The sequence below is a fragment of the Microbacterium sp. CIAB417 genome (assembly GCF_022788845.1).
The window spans coordinates 120,470-138,185 of record NZ_JAHZUT010000003.1 but is presented as its reverse complement, the minus strand read 5'-3'; the positions used below and the strand labels follow the sequence as shown (position 1 = coordinate 138,185).

At 68.6% G+C, this 17,716-nt stretch carries 15 protein-coding genes, 1 tRNA gene and 1 pseudogene; 4 read left to right on the top strand and 13 right to left on the bottom strand.

The annotated features are described in order from the left end of the window. Window positions 1-2: 2 nt before the first annotated feature. Together KYX17_RS12900 and KYX17_RS12895 are read right to left on the bottom strand one after the other, a co-directional pair. Window positions 3-572: a LemA family protein gene (locus KYX17_RS12900; RefSeq protein ID WP_137417500.1), complete on the bottom strand. Its 570-nt coding sequence runs from the start codon at window positions 570-572 to the stop codon at window positions 3-5. A 97-nt stretch (window positions 573-669) separates the two neighbouring features. After that, window positions 670-1,845, bottom strand: a complete 1,176-nt coding sequence (locus KYX17_RS12895; RefSeq protein ID WP_243227400.1) for a low temperature requirement protein A — start codon at window positions 1,843-1,845, stop codon at window positions 670-672. A 139-nt stretch (window positions 1,846-1,984) separates the two neighbouring features. Between KYX17_RS12895 and KYX17_RS32435 the strand changes: the two are divergent. From KYX17_RS32435 to KYX17_RS12885, 3 genes and pseudogenes are all read left to right on the top strand, one after another. Then, window positions 1,985-2,134: pseudogene (locus KYX17_RS32435) on the top strand (DUF4236 domain-containing protein); the annotation flags it as partial. Window positions 2,135-2,191: 57 nt separating this feature from the next. Continuing rightward, on the top strand, window positions 2,192-2,491 hold the full coding sequence (locus tag KYX17_RS12890) for a hypothetical protein (protein ID WP_243227399.1): 300 nt from the start codon (window positions 2,192-2,194) through the stop codon (window positions 2,489-2,491). Continuing rightward, complete coding sequence (locus KYX17_RS12885; RefSeq protein ID WP_243227398.1) at window positions 2,491-6,060, top strand: SIR2 family protein; 3,570 nt, start codon at window positions 2,491-2,493, stop codon at window positions 6,058-6,060. Before KYX17_RS12890 ends, KYX17_RS12885 begins: the two co-directional genes overlap by 1 nt. 97 nt (window positions 6,061-6,157) lie before the next feature. Here the strand turns inward: KYX17_RS12885 and KYX17_RS12880 are convergent. The 8 genes from KYX17_RS12880 to KYX17_RS12845 form a co-directional block, all read right to left on the bottom strand. Next, window positions 6,158-6,230 (bottom strand) — tRNA-Leu (locus tag KYX17_RS12880). Window positions 6,231-6,323: 93 nt separating this feature from the next. Further along, complete coding sequence (locus KYX17_RS12875) at window positions 6,324-7,772, bottom strand: FAD-dependent oxidoreductase (protein WP_243228181.1); 1,449 nt, start codon at window positions 7,770-7,772, stop codon at window positions 6,324-6,326. 35 nt (window positions 7,773-7,807) lie between these two features. Beyond that, window positions 7,808-9,112 (bottom strand): S8 family serine peptidase, encoded by a 1,305-nt coding sequence (locus KYX17_RS12870; RefSeq protein ID WP_243227397.1) that lies wholly within the window; start codon window positions 9,110-9,112, stop codon window positions 7,808-7,810. Further along, window positions 9,109-9,642, bottom strand: coding sequence for a DUF501 domain-containing protein (locus tag KYX17_RS12865; RefSeq protein WP_243227396.1), 534 nt, complete (start codon window positions 9,640-9,642; stop codon window positions 9,109-9,111). The genes KYX17_RS12870 and KYX17_RS12865 overlap by 4 nt, the downstream gene beginning before the upstream one ends. A gap of 37 nt (window positions 9,643-9,679) precedes the next feature. Next, window positions 9,680-10,213 carry a septum formation initiator family protein gene (locus tag KYX17_RS12860; RefSeq protein WP_243227395.1) on the bottom strand — a complete coding sequence of 178 codons (534 nt, stop codon included), beginning with the start codon at window positions 10,211-10,213 and terminating at the stop codon, window positions 9,680-9,682. A gap of 36 nt (window positions 10,214-10,249) precedes the next feature. Continuing rightward, window positions 10,250-11,530, bottom strand: a complete 1,281-nt coding sequence (gene eno, locus KYX17_RS12855) for a phosphopyruvate hydratase (protein WP_243227394.1) — start codon at window positions 11,528-11,530, stop codon at window positions 10,250-10,252. Window positions 11,531-11,588: 58 nt separating this feature from the next. Beyond that, window positions 11,589-12,305, bottom strand: coding sequence for an O-methyltransferase (locus KYX17_RS12850; protein WP_243227393.1), 717 nt, complete (start codon window positions 12,303-12,305; stop codon window positions 11,589-11,591). A 32-nt stretch (window positions 12,306-12,337) separates the two neighbouring features. Next, the gene (locus KYX17_RS12845; RefSeq protein WP_308220883.1) at window positions 12,338-13,186 is read right to left on the bottom strand and encodes an SGNH/GDSL hydrolase family protein; all 849 of its coding nucleotides are present in this window, start codon (window positions 13,184-13,186) and stop codon (window positions 12,338-12,340) included. A gap of 94 nt (window positions 13,187-13,280) precedes the next feature. Here KYX17_RS12845 and KYX17_RS12840 point away from each other — a divergent pair, with 94 nt between their 5' ends. Next, on the top strand, window positions 13,281-14,531 hold the full coding sequence (locus KYX17_RS12840) for an APC family permease (protein WP_243227392.1): 1,251 nt from the start codon (window positions 13,281-13,283) through the stop codon (window positions 14,529-14,531). Here KYX17_RS12840 and hisS read toward each other — a convergent pair. Genes hisS through nhaA form a run of 3 tightly spaced genes read right to left on the bottom strand, consistent with a single transcriptional unit; the run spans window position 14,515 to window position 17,589 of the window. Further along, complete coding sequence (gene hisS, locus KYX17_RS12835; RefSeq protein ID WP_243228179.1) at window positions 14,515-15,768, bottom strand: histidine--tRNA ligase; 1,254 nt, start codon at window positions 15,766-15,768, stop codon at window positions 14,515-14,517. The genes KYX17_RS12840 and hisS overlap by 17 nt on opposite strands. Before the next feature lie 34 nt (window positions 15,769-15,802). Continuing rightward, window positions 15,803-16,450 carry a MazG family protein gene (locus KYX17_RS12830; RefSeq protein ID WP_243227391.1) on the bottom strand — a complete coding sequence of 216 codons (648 nt, stop codon included), beginning with the start codon at window positions 16,448-16,450 and terminating at the stop codon, window positions 15,803-15,805. Next, entirely contained in the window at window positions 16,447-17,589 is a 1,143-nt protein-coding gene (gene nhaA / locus KYX17_RS12825; RefSeq protein WP_243227390.1) for a Na+/H+ antiporter NhaA, read from the bottom strand. Before nhaA ends, KYX17_RS12830 begins: the two co-directional genes overlap by 4 nt. Between the last annotated feature and the right edge of the window lie 127 nt (window positions 17,590-17,716).

Below are 17,716 nucleotides of genomic sequence, written 5' to 3'. Positions count from 1 at the left end.
CCTCAGAACTGGATGCGGGGAGGTTCGGCGATGGCGGCGCCGTCGACGACCTCGAAGAACTCGCGCTCGTGGAAGCCGAGGTTGCGGGCGAAGAGGTTGTTGGGGAACACCTTGATCTTGGTGTTGAGCTCGCGCACTCCCCCGTTGTAGAAGCGGCGCGAGGCCTGGATCTTGTCTTCGGTGTCGACGATCGACTGCTGCAGGTGCAGGAAGTTCTGGCTGGCCTGGAGCTGCGGGTATGCCTCGGCGACGGCGAAGAGCGACTTGAGCGCTTGCTGCAGGTGGCCTTCGGCGATGCCGGCTTCGGCGGGGCCCTGCGCGTTGATGGTTTCGGCGCGCGCCTGCGTCACGTTCTCGAAGACCGCCTTCTCGTGGGCGGCGTATCCCTTGACGGTCTCGATGAGGCTCGGGAGCAGGTCGGCGCGGCGCTTGAGTTGCACCGTGATGTCGCTCCAGGCTTCGTCGACGCGGACGTTGAGCTGGACGAGCGAGTTGTACGTCGCCCACAGATAGATTCCGACGACCAGGACGATCAGTACGACGACCGCGACAGGGATCAGCCATTCCCACATATGACGAGCGCTCCGTTCTCTCCGGGTCATCCTACTGCCGCGGCCTCGGCTGATGACGGCGGGGTTGCGGACTCTCAGCCCATGCCCACCCCTGGCATCAGTGAGGCTGGGTGCGAGCGGTCCGAGAGGCGTCGACCTCGAGGAGCACGACGACGCCGATCATGACGGCCGCAGCGGCGATGAACTCGCCGACCGGCAGGAATCCGGATGCGGCGACGAGGGCGATGCCGACGAGGATGACCCACCAGATCGTGCGCCGCACGGTTCCGCGCAGCAGCACGGCCCAGGTGGCGAGCAGGAAGAGCGCGAGGGGCAGGGTGAGGGCGAGGCCCGCCGCGGCGTCTGAGATCTCGGTGGCGCCGGTGACGTGGTCGATCTCGACCTCGACGCCGGAGGACACGGCCCCGACGGCGGCGAAGAGGAAGTAATGCAGGTAGCCGAAGACGAAGCCGTCGGAGGTGGTGCGCAGGCGGGCGGCCTGTTCGCGGGCGAAGTAGATCCACCAGATGGATGCGGTGATGACGACGCCGGCCGCGGCGAGACCGATGAGCTGGCCGGTGTGCTCGCCCGTGCTGAGGGCGTCGATCATCGCGTTGGCGCTCGCGAGCAGGCTCTCACCGAGGAGGATGAGGGTGAAGAGGCCGTAGCGTTCGGCGATGTGGTGCGGGTGCCACTGGGTGCGGCGCCGATGCTCCGCCCATACCGGCACGGCGAGCTCGACGGCCACGAGTGCCCAGAATCCGATGAGTTGGGGCGCGCCGTCGGGCAGGGCGAGTCGGGCGACCCAGAGCACCTGGACGCCGGCGACCCCGATGGCGAAGCGGAGCGCGGTGGGGCGGGATGCCGCATCCGAGATCGCGGCGCGCAGCCACTGCGCGACCATCGACAGACGCATGATGACGTAGCCGATGGTGACGATGAGGAAGTCCCCGTGCACCATCGCCTGCTGCACGCCCGCGGCGAGCACCAGCACGCCGCCCATCTGGGCGATGGTCATGACGCGGTAGAGCCAGTCGTCGGTGTCGAACGCGGAGGCGAACCACGTGAAGTTCATCCACGCCCACCACACGGCGAAGAACACCATCGCGTAGGAGAGGAGCCCGTGGGCGCCCTCCCCCTCGCTGATCAGGTGGTGCAGCGTGCTGGATGCCTGCGACACCGCCACCACGAAAACGAGGTCGAACAGCAGCTCGAGCGGACTCGCCACCCGGTGAGGCGAACGCGGATCGAGCGCCCGCATCCGGCGCAGTCCCGCCCGGCTGGTTGCGATCATGAGTCGATTGTGGCTGATGTGCCAGGTTCGGTGGATCTCAGGCGTACCCGCTCGCCCTCTGCCTGATCGGATTCCACGGTCAGTGAGCCGGTGCGGCGATCGCGTGTGCCAGTAGTGTCAGCAGAAAGCGTGGGGACGCGTGTACAAACTGGGGGTGAGCGTGGGCTTCTACGTGCGCACGAGTGTCAAAGCCGGACCGTTCCGATTCAACATGAGTCGGAGTGGGGTGGGCGTTTCAGTTGGAGTTCCTGGATTCCGAGTGGGAACGGGCCCGCGTGGGAACTACATACGCACCGGCCAGCACGGCGTTTTCTACGGGTCGACCCCAAGATCGTCGTCTGTGCGCGTGACACCGACCTATCCCCTCGCACAACCGTCGAGCGACGTGGTGATGGAGGACGTCACTGGTGCGACGTTGTCGGAGATCATTCCGTCGGGTCGCGACGATGTTGTCGAGCAACTCAACGCCGCGGGCAGTGCGTTCCGCTGGGGTTGGCTCACCTTGATCGTGGCCCTCATTCTGGGTGCAGCAACGCTTCCTTGGGGTCTGATCGTCGGGCTGGTGGCCGCGCGTCTTTGTGTGCGTTTGCGGCTGCGTGACAGCTCGCCAGACAAGCCGAACATCAAAGTGTCAGTGGTGGCCTGATGTGGATCACCGGCGAAGTCGAACTTCCTGACGACATCCTTGACGCCCATGAGCGCGGTGAGCTCGTGTTCTTCGTAGGTGCGGGAGCTTCGCTGGGCAAACCCTCGAACCTCCCCCTATTTGGCAGCCTGGCGAAGAAGCTTGCTCGATTGGCGTCACACCCGTTCTCGAAGCGCGGCGGACTGGACTTCTTCATTGGGCAGCTGGAGTCGTTGCCCCAGGGATTTGACGCGCATGCCCATGCACACGCCCTCATCTCCAATCCGAAGTCGAGATTCAATCCGCTCCACAGTGCGATTGTCGACCTCGCGGGAATCCGAGGCGCATTCCGCGTAGTCACCACCAACTACGACGACCACCTTGCCTCTGCTGCCGACCACCGGTTGATCGCGGTCCCCGACACCTGGTACGCCCCGGCGTTGCCACTCGGGCATGACTTCGCTGGGCTCGTCCACCTGCATGGCTCAGTACGGCGCCCGAAGGAGGAGATGATCCTCACCGACCGGGACTTCGGCCACGCGTACATTACCGATGCATGGGCAGCACGGTTCCTGCTGCCCATGTTCGATCGGTTTACGGTGGTTTTCGTCGGTTACAGTCACGACGATGTGATCATGCGATACCTCGCCCTTGGACTGCCGTCGAGCGGCAAGGGCACGGCCTCCAAACGATTCGCGATTACCAGCGACCCGACGAACAGCAAGTGGGGATACCTCGGCATTCAGCCGATCGGCTACCCGGTGGTCGGGCGCGACCACCAAGCGCTACTGGCGGCCCTTACCTCGTGGGCCGAGCGCTCCAGAATGGGGCAGACCGACCACCGCTCGCGCGTGCAAGCGATCATCGGCGGCGGGGCCACACTGCCGCTGGCCGACCGGGACTACCTCCATGCCCGCCTCCGAACTGCAGACGGCGCCCGTGACTTCGCGATGGCGACCAAATCGCTGTCCGACGAAACCAAACTCGAATGGCTGACTTGGCTGGAGGATCTTCCCGAGTTCAGAGCCCTTTTCTCGCCGCCGGACGTGCCGGACGCGACAGCGATCCTAGGCAGCTGGTTCGCTCGGACGTTCATCGATTCGACGACGCTGAACGGCGCAGCCCTCCAGACCGTGCAACGACTTGGGCAGTCGGCGACGCCCTCTCTCTACCGGACCGCCACCTGGGTCGCCACCGACCTGAGCAAGCAGGATGCGGCTGCGGGAGAAAGGTGGCAAGCGGTCCTCGCTACCTCGATCTATGGACAGTCAGCTCCTTCAGGAACGGACTTCCTTATGCCGTTCGTTCCCGATCCGGCGACGCCCAGCATCCCCGTGCTTCGGGCAGCGCTACGGCCGTTCCTCAAGCTGGAGCGGCGATGGTTCGTCGATGATGCCACGATACGTACGGCCGGTCCCGATGCGAAGGTCACCTGGAACTCTGAGGAGTACGCGCTGACACAGAATGTGCTGCTCGTCGTGCAGGACTCCGACGCCGGAGATCGGTCTCTCGGCGGCGCCTTGGAGGATGCCATCGCTGCGGCGTACGACCTGCTCGATGCGTATCACGGTGAGCGAGCCTGGGACCCGCTCACCTATCACAGATCTGCGATCGAACCGCATGCCCAGGACGAACTGCGGGATCCGCTCGATGCCGTCATCGACGGCCTCCGAGAGTACGGGATCAAGGCGCTGCCCACTCGGCCGGATCTGCCGGATCGATGGTGGAACACAAGCCGAGCACTCATGCAACGGCTGGCACTGCATCTGGTGACCGTCGATCCAGCGCGGGATGCGGACAACAAGCTCTCGTGGCTCCTCGATCGCACTGGGCTCTACGCGGGCGAGCTGAAGCACGAGTCCTATCAGTTACTCGCCGTCGCGCTCGGCAATGCGGCGCCACCGCTCAAGCAGCGGGTCTTGGACGCCGCGTGCGCCGGACCCGACTACCCCGACGAGATCCCCGATCGCGACCGCCACTCCGCGTACGCGAGGTACAACTTGCTGGCATGGTTAACGCAAGCAGATCCCGACTGGGCAGAGGCTCAATCGGCTTTCGAAGCCGCCCAGTCTGAGAACCCCGGCTTCGAGGTGCGAGATCACCCAGACTTCGACGGTTGGATGACGAGTGGAACCTGGGGCGGGAACCCGCCAATGGACATCGACGAGTTCGTCCAGGCGCTCGATCAGAACGTGAGCGCTGCACTTGATGACCTGATGTCCCACGATTACTCCGAACGCCACTTCGATCAGCCCGACTGGCGGGATGCACTCGGGCTCGTGCAGCAGGCCGCTGAGCGACGCCCGGACCTAGGCGTGCTGCTCTGGGACACCGTGTTCGGTCGTGACAACTTTCGCGAGAAGCAGGTCGACCTGTTACGTGCGGTTGCCGAAGGCTGGGGCAAATCCCGCCTAGGGGACTCGGGACTCGGGGCTGTCCAACGACTCACCGCACTACTGCCGGACAAAGACTCCGCGTATGCGATCGGGCGCTTCCTGCTTGATCAGATTCGACAGGAGATCGATGCAGACGAATCGCCTGTGATCGCATCCATGCGCGAGCTGGCGCGATCACTCTGGCGAGAGCATGCCGCAGGATTTACGCACCGAGAGGACTCGACCCCGTTGTCGCTCGCGCCGCTTTACCTGAACTCGTGGCCAGGGTTCCTGGCCCAGTACTGGAACAGTGAGGTCGATCGTCGCTGGCGCCACTCGCGCGAAGAATGGCTTGGCCTCAGCGCCCAAGAATCGTTGGCACTCGTCGAGCTGCTGAACGGCAACAAGGATGCGCTAGATGCTACTCAGCCCGCAATTGCCGGGGAGCTGTTCTTCTACTTCGCCGCGGACGCCACCTTCGCGGCGGCGCACCTGCTTCCGCTCTTCAACGACCCACAGCGACACGCGTTTGCGTGGAACCCGTTCCTGCACCATCCGAGGTGGAATGACCGAATCCTCGCGGCTGGCCTGTTCGACAGCATCGTCTCCGAGCTCGGCCGTCTTGACCAACTGCCAGAACAGACCCTGCATCACGTCTTCCACGGGTTTGTGACATCCGTGGTGTCGTACGCGGGCGTCACGAGCACCGATCGGAGGCGCCTACTTGACCAGATAGTGCTCGCCTCAAACGGCTCACATGCCGTCGGCTTCGCTGATGCAGTAGCCCGATTCCTCCGTGAAGACGGCATCGACGGCGCTGAGGTGTGGCGCCGGTGGCTCGGCAAACATCTGGAACGTCGCCTCCGAGGGCAGCCGCGACTCGCATCCGACGAGGAGCTTGCGCGATGGGCAGATGTCGTCCCTGCCGTCGGTGAGTTCATCCCCTCCGCCGCGATGCTCTTCGACGGTCAGAGGATCGGTCTGGGACCCCGGTTTCTTAATCAAGAGCTTCCAGAGGGCGTGTTCGTGACCTATGGTGATGCACTCGTTACGTTCTTCGCAGCCCGTGTACGCAGCACGACCAACTCTGATCTCATGGTGAAGTATCGGGTGCAGAAACTGGTTCAGACAGTACAAGCAGCGGCCGGAGAGAGCGTTGCAAAACCCCTCGTCGAGGCGGCGATCGAGATGGGATTTCTTGACGATGTTGATTAAGACGTACGGGGAGCGCGGAACACAGTGCGCTGCCTATGCACACTCGTCCCGACGAAGGACGAGGTCATACCCGCCATCAGGCACCTCGATGTCACAGTGCCCCCACTGGGACTCGAACCCAGACTGAAGCGATTTTAAGTCGCCTGCCTCTGCCATTGGGCTATGGGGGCCCGCCTCCACGCTAGCGCGCCAGCGGGTGCGCACCGCGCATGACGATGCCCCCGTCACCGAAGCGACGAGGGCATCATCCAGGCGAGAGAGGGTCAGCCCTTGGCGGCGACCTTCTTGTCCTTCTCGGCGGGGGCCACAGCCGCGGCACCCTCATCCTTCGCGACGCTCTTCGGGTCGATCGCGGGGGTGGCGGGCTTCTCGGCCGAAGCCTCGGCAGCCGCCGGACGCGGACGCGCGGCGAAGGCCTCGAACGTCTCGCGTGGCTTCTGCACCGTGATGAGCGTGACGTTGTCGCGGCCTAGGAAGAAGTTGTGCAGCCAGTCGCCGATCACACGCCACTTGCGCTCCCACGACGGCATCGCCAGGCCGTGGTAGCCGCGGTGCGCGAGCCAGGCGAAGAAGCCCTTCATCGCGAACTTGCCTGACTGGAACACACCGTTGTACAGACCCAGACCCGCGACGGCGCCGAGGTTCTTGTGCACGTACTCGCGCGGCAGCTCGCCACGGATCACGGCGGTGATGTTCTTGGCCATGAGCTTGGCCTGACGCACGGCGTGCTGCGCGTTCGGCACGCAGTAGCCGCCCACGCCGCCACCCGACAGGTCGGGAACGGCCGCGACGTCACCGGCGGCCCAGGCGCCCTCGACGACATCCTCGGGCGTACCCACACGGAGGTCGGCGCGCGCACGGATGCGGCCGCGCTCCTCGACGGGCAGGTCTCCCCCGCGCACGACGGTCGGGTTGGCCATGACACCGGCGGTCCACACGATCAGGTCGGTGGGGATGACCTCACCGGTCGAGAGCTCGACGTTGCCGTCGACGGCACCCTTCACCTGCGTGTCGAGGTGCACGAATGCACCGCGCTCGGCGAGGCTCTTCAGCACCCACTCGCTCGTCTTCTGCGACACCTCGGGCATGATGCGCCCCATCGCCTCGATGAGGTGGAAGTGCGTGTCGTCGAACGTCAGCGTCGGGTAGTCCTTCACGAGCGAAGACGCCAGGGCGCGAAGCTCGGCGAACACCTCGATACCCGCGAAGCCACCACCGACGACGACGACGCTCAGCAGGCGGTCGCGCTCGGGGCCGGCCGGCAGGTTCGACGCCAGCTCGAAGTTCTTGATCAGGCGGTCGCGGATCGCGACGGCCTCCTCGATCGTCTTCAGACCGATCGCGTTCTCAGCGATGCCCGGAATCGGGAACGTGCGCGAGACGGCACCGGCGGTCACGACGATCTGGTCGTACTCCTCCTGCCACGGCTCACCCATCTCAGGCGTGATCGTGGCGACCTTGTTCGCGTGGTCGATGCCAGTCACCTTGGCGGCCACGACACGCGTGCGCTTGAGGTGACGACGGTGACCCACCACGGCGTGCCGCGGCTCGATCTCACCCGCGGCGACCTCGGGCAGGAACGGCTGGTAGGTCATGTAGGGAAGCGGGTCGACCATGGTGACCTCGGCTTCGCCCTTGCGCAGATGCTTCTCAAGCTTCCAGGCGGTGTAGAAGCCGGCGTAGCCACCGCCGACAATGAGGATCCTGGGCACGGTGCTGGTCACGGTGGAACGAACTCCTAGACGATTCAACGGCTGCGCGCGCGTTCGACACGCGCCAATCGGATGCGACGGACAGCAGCACTGACGCCGAGCGCTATCAGTATAGCGGCCACCGAGAACACCAATAACGGTATCGATCCGTACAAGAGCGTGTCCATGCTCGGCAGCAGCGGAGACGTGGGCCGCGACGCCGCCTCGGCGGGCGGCAGCGGGGGCACCGACACCTCCCCCACCGTCGGCAACGGTGCCGGAGACTCCTGCGCCCGACGGTGCACGCGGATCCACTCCGACAGATCCCCCATCGGATTCGCCGACACCTCGGGAACGGATGCGGACACCGCCGCGGCCGCATCCACCAGCCCGTATCCGTACTGGTCGTCCGGCAGCGACCCCACTCCGGCCGGCGCCTTCGCGGTCGCGATGAGCCGCTCGATCACGTTCGCCGCATCCAGCTCCGGATGCGCCGCCCGCACGAGCGCCGCGATCCCCGCCACGATCGGCGCCGCCCCACTCGTACCCTTCCACACGACCACCTGGCCGTCGGCCGAGACACCGAGCAGCTGCTCGCTGGGCGCCGAGACACCGAGCGTGATGCCCTGCGTCGACGCTTCCACGCTCGCCTTGCCCTGCGGATCCACGCCCGCGACCGGCAGCACACCGGGGATCGTCGCCGGCGCGCCCACGCGCGCCGTGCCCGAACCGCGGTTGCCCGCCGCCACGATCACCACGACGTCGTGCTCGAACGCGTACTGGAACGCGTCATCCCAGCTCGGGTCCCAGTCGAGCGTGTTCGTCGTGAACGACAGGTTGATGACCTTCGCGCCGTTGTCGACCGACCACCGCATCGCGTTCGCGATCTGCTCCGAGAACGGCACCGGCGAGCTCGTGCCGAACCCCACCGACACCGACAGCAGCGACGCCTCCGGCGCCACCCCGATCATGCCCGTCTCATTCGGCAGCCCACGGGATGCGGCGAGAGACGCCACCCAGCTGCCGTGGTTCGCATCGACCGCCCCCACCGGCGTGCGCCCGTCGGCCGTGCCGAGACCCGACACATCCGTACCGCCCACGACCGCGCCGTCGAACTCGGACGCCTTGCCGATGCCCGTGTCGATGATCGCGATCTTCACGCCCTTGCCGCGCGTGGTCTCCCACGCCTTGCGGATGCCGTACGCGTCGAGCCAGTACTCCTGCGCCCGCATCGGGTCGACGCCCGGGCTCTCCTGCGGAGCCGGCGCGGGCGTCGTCTGCGCGTACGCGGCAGGAGCGATCCCCGCCGTCAGCGCGACGAGAACCGCGACGGCAGCGACCCGCAGGGCGAGCTTTCTCACCCCGGGGTGCCCTCCGCGAGCGCCGCACCGGGGTCGGCGCACACGCAACGAGACGGCGACCAGGTGCTGCGCTCGAGCGCGGCATCGCCGATCGGGTTGACGCCGGGGCCCGCGGCCAGCGCGTGACCGGCGAGCGCGTGCAGGCACTTCACGCGGGTAGGCATACCCCCGGCGGAGATGCCGGCGATCTCAGGCACCTCGCCGAAGCTCTCGCGGTCGGCCAGGTATGCCTCGTGCGCCGCCTGATACGCAGCGGCGGTGTCTTCGTCCTCCAGCATCGCCGCGAATTCGGGCATCACATGCTCGGCCTCAAGGGTCGACATCGCCGCGGTCGCGGCGGGATGCGTGAGGTAGTAGAAGGTGGGAAACGGCGTGCCGTCGGCCAGCCGCGGCGCGGTGGCGACCACGGTCGGGTTGCCGCACACGCAGCGCGCGGCGATCCCGACGACATCACGCGCCGGGCGCCCCAACTGGGAGCGGAGCACCGCGAGCTCGGCGTCGGTGACCGGGGGGAAAGGCGCGGAACTCACCCTCCCAGGCTACCGTGAGCCGCCTGGGAGCCCGGGTTCAGGGCGCGGGAGTGGCGGGCGTGCTGCCGTCCGTGGGAGCAGTGGGGTCGGCGACGGCGGTCTTCGCGGCACCGGCGGTGACGACGGAGCCCACCAGCTGCGCCATCCAGTCCGTGCGCGTCTGCTGCACCTCGTCGCTGACCGCATCCTGCTCGCGCGGCTGCTGCGCTTCCGTCAGATCGTTGTCGACGATGTAGGCGATCTCGCCCGGGTTCATGTAGTACAGCCGCTCACGCGCCTGCGTCGTGATGTACGCCGGGTCGTCCCAGCGCTCGCTCTGCGCCTGCAGGTCGGCGATCTGCGACTCGGTGAGCTGCACCGAGTTCTTGAGCGCCGTGATCCGCTGCTGCTGGTCGAGGTAGGTGCCCACGGTCGGCACCAGCACGAGCACGCCGAGCACGACCAGGCCCAGCATGATGATCATGAAGCCGGAGAGGCGGATGCCGCCGAGCCAGTCGCGCACGTCGACGCGGCGGCTTCGCGCATCCGACGAACGCCGGGAACGAGAAGGAGGAGCCGTTCGTGCTGCCACGGCTCCTCCTCTCGTTCAGTGACGGTGTGTCGTCACTCAGCCCTTGAAGCGCGGGAATGCGGCACGGCCGGCGAACACAGCCGCCTCGCCCAGTTCCTCTTCGATGCGCAGAAGCTGATTGTACTTCGCGACGCGCTCGCTCCGAGCGGGCGCACCGGTCTTGATCTGACCCGCGTTGGTTGCAACGGCGAGGTCGGCGATCGTGGTGTCCTCGGTCTCACCCGAGCGGTGCGACCACATCGAGCGGTAGCCGTTGCTGGTGGCCAGAGCCACCGCATCCAGCGTCTCGGTGAGCGAGCCGATCTGGTTGAACTTCACCAGAAGCGCGTTGGCGACACCGAGGTCGATGCCCTGCTGGAGGCGCTTCGGGTTGGTGACGAACAGGTCGTCGCCGACGAGCTGCACCTTGTTGCCGATGGCGTCGGTGAGAGCCTTCCAGTTCTCCCAGTCGTCCTCGGCGAGGGCGTCCTCGATCGTGACGATCGGGTAGTTGGCGACCAGGTCGGCGAAGTAGTCGACGAGCTGACCGGGCGTCCACGGCTTGCCCTCGACCGTGTACACGCCGTCCTTGAAGAACTCGGTCGCGGCCACATCCAGGCCCACGGCGATGTCGGAGCCGGGAGTGAAGCCCGCCTTCTCGATGGCCTTGAGCAGGAAGTCGAGGCCCTCGCGGTTGCTGGGGAGGTCGGGGGCGAAGCCGCCCTCGTCGCCCAGGCCCGTGTTGTAGCCGGCGGCCTTCAGCTCGCCCTTGAGGACGTGGTAGACCTCGGTGCCCCAGCGCAGCGACTCGGCGTACGTCTCGGCGCCGATGGGCGCGAGGAAGAACTCCTGGAAGTCGATGCCGTTGTCGGCGTGCTCGCCGCCGTTGATGACGTTGAACAGCGGAACGGGCAGCAGGTGCGCGTTCGGGCCGCCGAGGTAGCGGAACAGGGGCAGGTCGGCCGAGTCGGCCGCGGCCTTGGCGACCGCCAGGCTCACGCCGAGGATCGCGTTCGCGCCGGTGCGCGACTTGTTCTCGGTGCCGTCGGTCTCGATGAGGATCTGGTCGATGACGCGCTGCTCGCTCGCCTCGACACCCTCGATCGCTGGGCCGAGCTCGTCGATGACGGCGGCGACGGCCTTCAGCACGCCCTTGCCGCCGTAACGGCTCTTGTCGCCGTCGCGCAGCTCGTACGCCTCGAACGCGCCGGTGGATGCGCCGGAGGGCACTGCCGCACGCTGCACGACACCGTCATCGAGGAGCACCTCCACTTCGACGGTCGGGTTACCGCGCGAGTCGAGGATTTCGCGCGCGCCTACAGCCTCGATAAGTGCCACAGGGGACTCCTTGAGTTTGGGGGTGTGATCTCGGAGCGACATCGGTCCGCATCCGAGTCTAGTGACGCCGGGCGCCGGCCCCACCGGAAGAATCCCCCGGATGCGTGATGAGTGCCACCGCGAAGCCGTCCCAGCCCTTCGCATCGAGGGTCTGCACGGCCGTCGCGTCGAACCGGTCGTCGTCCGCGAGCATCTTCAGCGAGCGCCGCACGCCCTCGACCTGGCTCTCGTGGTTCGCCGCATCCACGATGCGTCCGGCGCGCACGACGTTGTCGACGACCACGACGGTTCCGGTTCGCCCGAGGCGGGCGGCCCAGTCGAGGTAGATCGTGTTCGACTCCTTGTCGGCGTCGATGAAGACGAGGTCGAAGGGTCCCTCCAGCTGCGGGAGGATCTCCGCCGCTCTCCCCTGCCGGATCTCGACGCGTCCGCCCACGCCCGCGCGGTCGATGCTCTTCCGCGCCACCGCGGCGTTGCGCGGCTCCGCCTCGATCGTCGTCACCCTCCCCTGATCCCCGACGGCGCGTGCGAGCCAGATCGTGGAGTATCCGCCGAGCGTGCCGATCTCCAGCACCCGGCGGGCGCCGATCATCCGCACCAGCAGATGCAGCAGCTTGCCGGTCAGTGGCACGATCTCGATGGCCGGCAGACCTGCCGCATCCTGAGCCGCGCGGGCGTGCTCCAGCGCGGGGTCGGCCGCGACGAGGGCGTCGGTCAGGTACGCGTCGACGGCCCGCCAGCCGTCCGGCGTCGGTGCCGGATTCGTGTCGCTCATGCGGCCAGCCAATCGGGGCCCGCGCGACGAGGTCAACCCCTGCCGGCGAGAGCCTCGCGCGTGTCAGGAGCCTGGTGTCCGGTCGGCAGCCGGATGTCGTCGCCGAGGGCCGCGAGCACCGACGGCAGCAGCGCGTCGGCGGTGCGGCGGTAGCCGACCGCGCTCGGGTGGAATCGGTCGAGGCTGAACATCTCGTCGGGATTGGAGATGAAGAACGGCCCCACGACGTGCCGCAACGAGACGGCCCACGCGCCGGCGCCGGTGGCGGCGCGCGCCTGCGCCTGGGCGAGCTGCCGCGACAGCCGTGACCCGAGCGAGCGCAGCGGTTGCGGCACCGGACGCAGCGCGCCGAGATCCGGGCAGGTGCCCACCACCACCTCGGTGCCGTCCTGTCTCAGCCGCTCGATCGCCTCCTCCAGCGATGCCACAGAGCGCGAGATCGGGATGCGGTGCGTCACGTCGTTGCCGCCGACCACGATCACGGCCACGTCCGCGCGGTAGTCATCGGGCAGCGCGTCGAGCTGGGCGGCGAGCGCGGCCGACTCGGAGCCCACCACGGCCGCGGTGCGCAGGCGCACGGGGCGCTGCCTGCGCCGGGCGAGCGCGCGGGCGAGCCGTGCGCCGAGGGTGTCCTTGCGCCGCTCGGCGCCGAGACCCGCCGCGATCGAGTCCCCCAGTACGAGGAGCTCGATGGGCGTGCCGTCGTAGCCGGGACGCCACACCCGGTCGGCCGACGGCGCCTGCTCCCCCAGCGGCTTGCCGATCTGCCGACGGGCGTGCGCGGCCTGGCGTCGCAGCACCTCACGGGCGGCGGCGAGCGCGAACGCGACCACTCCGGCAGTCGCGGCGACCGTGCGCGCGGGGAATCGGATGCGGGCCACGCGCCCATCCGACCCCGTCGCGGTGAACGGGTCGTGACGGCTGGGTGACCGATCGGCTCCCGGCGGTTCACACCGCTGCAGTAGGGTGCCCGACGTGACCGGTCCCACCCTGCAGCGACGCCTCGGACTCGGCGATGCCATCGCGATCGGCCTGGGCTCGATGATCGGCGCCGGGGTGTTCGCCGTCTTCGCCCCCGCCGCGCAGGCCGCCGGCGCGGGACTCCTCGTCGGACTCGCGATCGCGGCGGTCGTCGCCTTCGCGAACGCGACCTCCACGGCGCAGCTCGCCGCTGCCCATCCCGTCGCCGGCGGCGCCTGGGCGTACGGTCGCGCCGAGCTCGGCCCCTGGGCGGGATTCGTCGCGGGTTGGGGGTTCGTGATCGGCAAGCTCGCGAGCTGCGCCGCCATGGCGATGACCTTCGCCGCCTATGCCGCACCCGCCGGCTTCGAGCGGCCCGTGGCCGTCGCGGCGGTCGCGGCGCTGACCATCGTGAACCTGCTCGGCGTCACCCGCACGGCCCGGCTCACCCGCATCCTGGTGACGATCGTGCTGCTGTGCCTCGCCGTCGTCGTGGCCGCGGGCGCCGTGTCGCTGCCCACCGGCGCCGGCTGGACGAGTGGCGAGGTCAGCCCGTACGGGGTGCTGCAGTCGGCGGGGCTCATCTTCTTCGCCTTCGCCGGGTACGCCCGCATCGCCACGATGGGCGAGGAGGTGCGCGACCCCGCCCGCACGATCCCCCGCGCGATCCTCGGCGCCTTCGCGGGCGCGCTCACCGTGTACGCGATCCTCGCCGTGCTGTGCCTGCTGGTTCTCGGCCCCGAACGGCTGGCGGCCGCATCCGCTCCGCTGGCCGAACTCGTGTCGGCCGCGGGCTGGGAGTGGGCGCAGCCGGTCGTGCGCGTGGGGGCCGCCGCCGCATCCCTCGGGGCGCTCCTCGCCCTCATCGCGGGAATCGGGCGCACCTCGTTCGCGATGTCGCGCGGCGGCGACCTGCCCGGCTTCTTCGCCGCTGTGCACCCGTCACGGCACACGCCCTACCGCGCCGAGATCGCCGTCGGGGCGATCGTCATGGTCGCGGTCGCCCTCGTCGATCTGCGCGGCGCGATCGGGTTCTCATCACTCGGCGTGCTCGTGTACTACCTCGTCGCCAACCTCGCGGCGCTACGACAGGATGCGGCGCACCGCCGCTTCCCTCGCGCGCTCGCCGCCCTCGGCGCCGCCGGCTGTGCGGTGCTCGCGGTGACGCTGCCGTGGCAGGCCGCCCTCGCGGGGGCGGGAGTGCTCGCCGTCGGCGTCATGCTGCGGCTCGTGTTCGGCCGCCGCGGCGCTACGCGAGCGGCTTGAGCTCGAGCTCCGACGGGTCGGCACCCGCAGCGACCGTCGCGAACGCCGTGTATCCGTCGGCGGCCGCACGCTCGAGCAGAGCCTTCAGATTCTTCGTGCGCTGCTCGAGCCGCACGCGCGAGCCCGCGGTCACGAGCGCGGACTTGACGCGCACGAGCTCGGCGACCGGCACGTCGCGGTCGTGCACGAGCACGACGGCGTCGAGTCCCGCATCCTCCCCCGCCGAGACGAGGTCGACGATGCGCTCGAAGCCGATCGAGAAGCCGACCGCCGGCACGTCCTGGCCGAGGAACCGGCCGATCATGCCGTCGTAGCGTCCACCGCCGCCCAGCGAGTAGGGCACGGACCGGTGAGCCAGCTCGAAGATCGTGCCCGTGTAGTAGCCCATGCCGCGCACGAGGAACGGATCGAACACGAGCGGCACCTCGTCGAGCCCCACCGCGGTGCTGACCGCCTCACCGATGCCCACGAGGTGAGCGACGACCTCGTCGGCGATGCTGTCGGGCAGCTGCGCACGGATGTGCGCCTCGCCGAAGGTCGTGTCCTCCGCCGCGGGACGGGCGAGGAAGGCCGCGAACGCGTCGACGGCGGATGCGGTCGCCCCGCGCTCGCGCAGCTCCGCCTCCACGCCCGCGGGTCCGATCTTGTCGAGCTTGTCGATCGTGATCAGCACGCCCGCACGCTCGGACGCCTCGAAGCCGAAGACCTCCAGCATCCCGTCGAGGGCGCGACGGTCGTTGATGCGCACGCTCGCGCCGACGAGGCCGAGCGCGTCGAGCGTGTCGAGGGTCGCAACGATGAGCTCCGCCTCGGCACGCGCCCCGGCGTCGCCGATGATGTCGATGTCGCACTGCACGAACTGGCGGTAGCGCCCCTTCTGCGGGCGCTCCGCGCGCCACACGGGGGCGATCTGCACGGAGCGGAAGACGCCCGGCAGCTCGGCCCGATGCGAGGCGTAGAACCGCGCCAGCGGCACGGTGAGATCGAACCGGAGCCCGAGGTCGCTGAGCGCCGCCGGGTCATCGGCTGCGGCGGCGATCGCCTCGGGAGAGAGCGCGCGCTTGAGCACGTTGAACGCGAGCTTCTCGTTGTCGCCGCCCATGCCGGCGTGCAGACGGTCGTAGTCCTCCATGACCGGCGTCTCGATCTCGTCGAAGCCGTGCGCGCGGTAGCGGTCGCGGATGACGGCGAGCACGCGCTCGCGGCGGGCCTTGTCGGCGGGGAGGAAGTCGCGCATGCCGCGCGGGGGGTTCACTGCTGGCACCAGACCATCATCCCAAACCGGCCTCGGCCCGACGCACACCCTCCTCCAACGCGTGCGTACGCGTGCGCAGCGCCCGTTCCGCATCCCACCCCTCGGCCTTCGCCCGTGCCACGAGCGCGAGCAGGGCGTCGCCCAGCTGCTCCTCCGAGGTGATCTCGAGCGGACGCGCCGGGATGGCGGCGCCCGGGGCCCGGCCGACGACCTTCTGCGCGCGGGCGAGCGCCGGCATCGCGGCGGGGATCCCGTCGAGCACGCTGCGTCGCTCGCGCTTCTCCGCCGCCTTCGCCGCGTTCCAGTGCACGAGTACCTCCTCGGGCGTCGTCGCTGTCTCGCCCGCGAACACGTGCGGATGCCGGCGCACCATCTTGTCGGCGAGGTCGCCCGCGACGTCGTCGATGTCAAACGGGTCGTCCGGATCCCGCGACGCGATTTCGGCGTGGAAGAGCACCTGCCACAGGAGATCGCCGAGCTCCTCGCGTAGCTCCGCGCGGTCGCCGTTCTCGACCGCGTCGATCACCTCGGCGCTCTCCTCGACGAGGTAGGGCACGAGGGCGGCGTGGTCGATCTGCTGCGACCAGACGCATCTCTCGCGCACCTCGTGCATCACCTCGGCCGCGCGCCGGAGTCCGTCGGAGGCCGCATCCGCGTCGTTCATACCCTGCGCTCCTCGCGTCGGTAGTGCCGTGCCCGCCATGCTACGAGCACCGCGGCGACCACGAGCGAGACCAACGACCCACCGAGCACGCCGAGGGTCGCCTCGTCGCGCAGCAGGCCGTCGCCCGCGAAGGCGAGCTCCGAGAGCAGCAGCGAGACGGTGAACCCGATGCCGCCGAGCGCGCCCGCCGCGAGGAGGTCGGCGAACCGCAACCGACCGTCGGGCTCCTCGAGCCGCTGCGCGAGCCAGCCGAAGGCGGTGATGCCGAGGATCTTGCCCACCGGAAGCGCGATCAGCACGCCCCAGAACACCGGCTGCAGCTCGTCGAGTCCGACCGACGGGATCGCGACGGATGCGGCCGACAGCGCGAACAGCGGCAGCACCAGCCCGTTCACCCACGGATCGAGGGCGTGACGCACACGTGCCGCGGGGCGCGGAGCCATCGCGAGTCCCAGGGCGACGCCCGCGATCGTGGCGTGGACGCCCGAGAGGTAGACGAGCACCCAGACGAGGATGCCGAGCAGCACCAGCAGGATGCCGAGCGGCACGCGATTGCGCTCGGTGAGCCGTCGACTCAGCAGCGCGAACAGCACGACGCCCACGAGGGCGGCGAGCAGAAGGAACACGTCGACGCCGTCGGTGAAGAGCACGGCGATGAACACGATGCCGACGATGTCGTCGAGGATCGCCAGCGCGAGCAGGAACGCCCGCACGCCGGTCGGCAGGCCGCGGCCGAAGACGGCGAGCACGCCGAGGGCGAAGGCGATGTCGGTGGCGGTGGGGATCGGCCAGCCCGCAGCGGAAGAGGTGCCCAGCGAGAACGCGAGGAAGATCGCTATCGGCACCAGCACACCGCCCGCCGCGGCGATCGCCGGCTGCACCGCACGCCGCGGCGAGCTGAGCTGCCCGGCTGTCAGCTCGTGCCACAGCTCGATGGCCGCGACGAAGAAGAAGATCGCGAGCAGGCCGTCCTGGATCCAGTGACCGACCGAGAGTGAGAACACCCCGGGGATGCCGATGTACGCCTCTTTGACGGCGGCGACGCCCGCAGCCAGCGGTGAGTTGGCCAGCACGAGGCCGAGAGCGGCCGCGATCAGCAGCACGACGGCGGGGAAACGTTCGGAACGAAGCAGGCGCATACGCCCTCCAGGGTGGGGGAAACGGTGTCCGTCGCCAGGCGACGAGGCGACCAGACTTCCCGCCACTCCGGTATCCATCGTAACGGGAGGCCGCGCGTGTCATTTGTGGTCTCCGGCTCCCAGTACC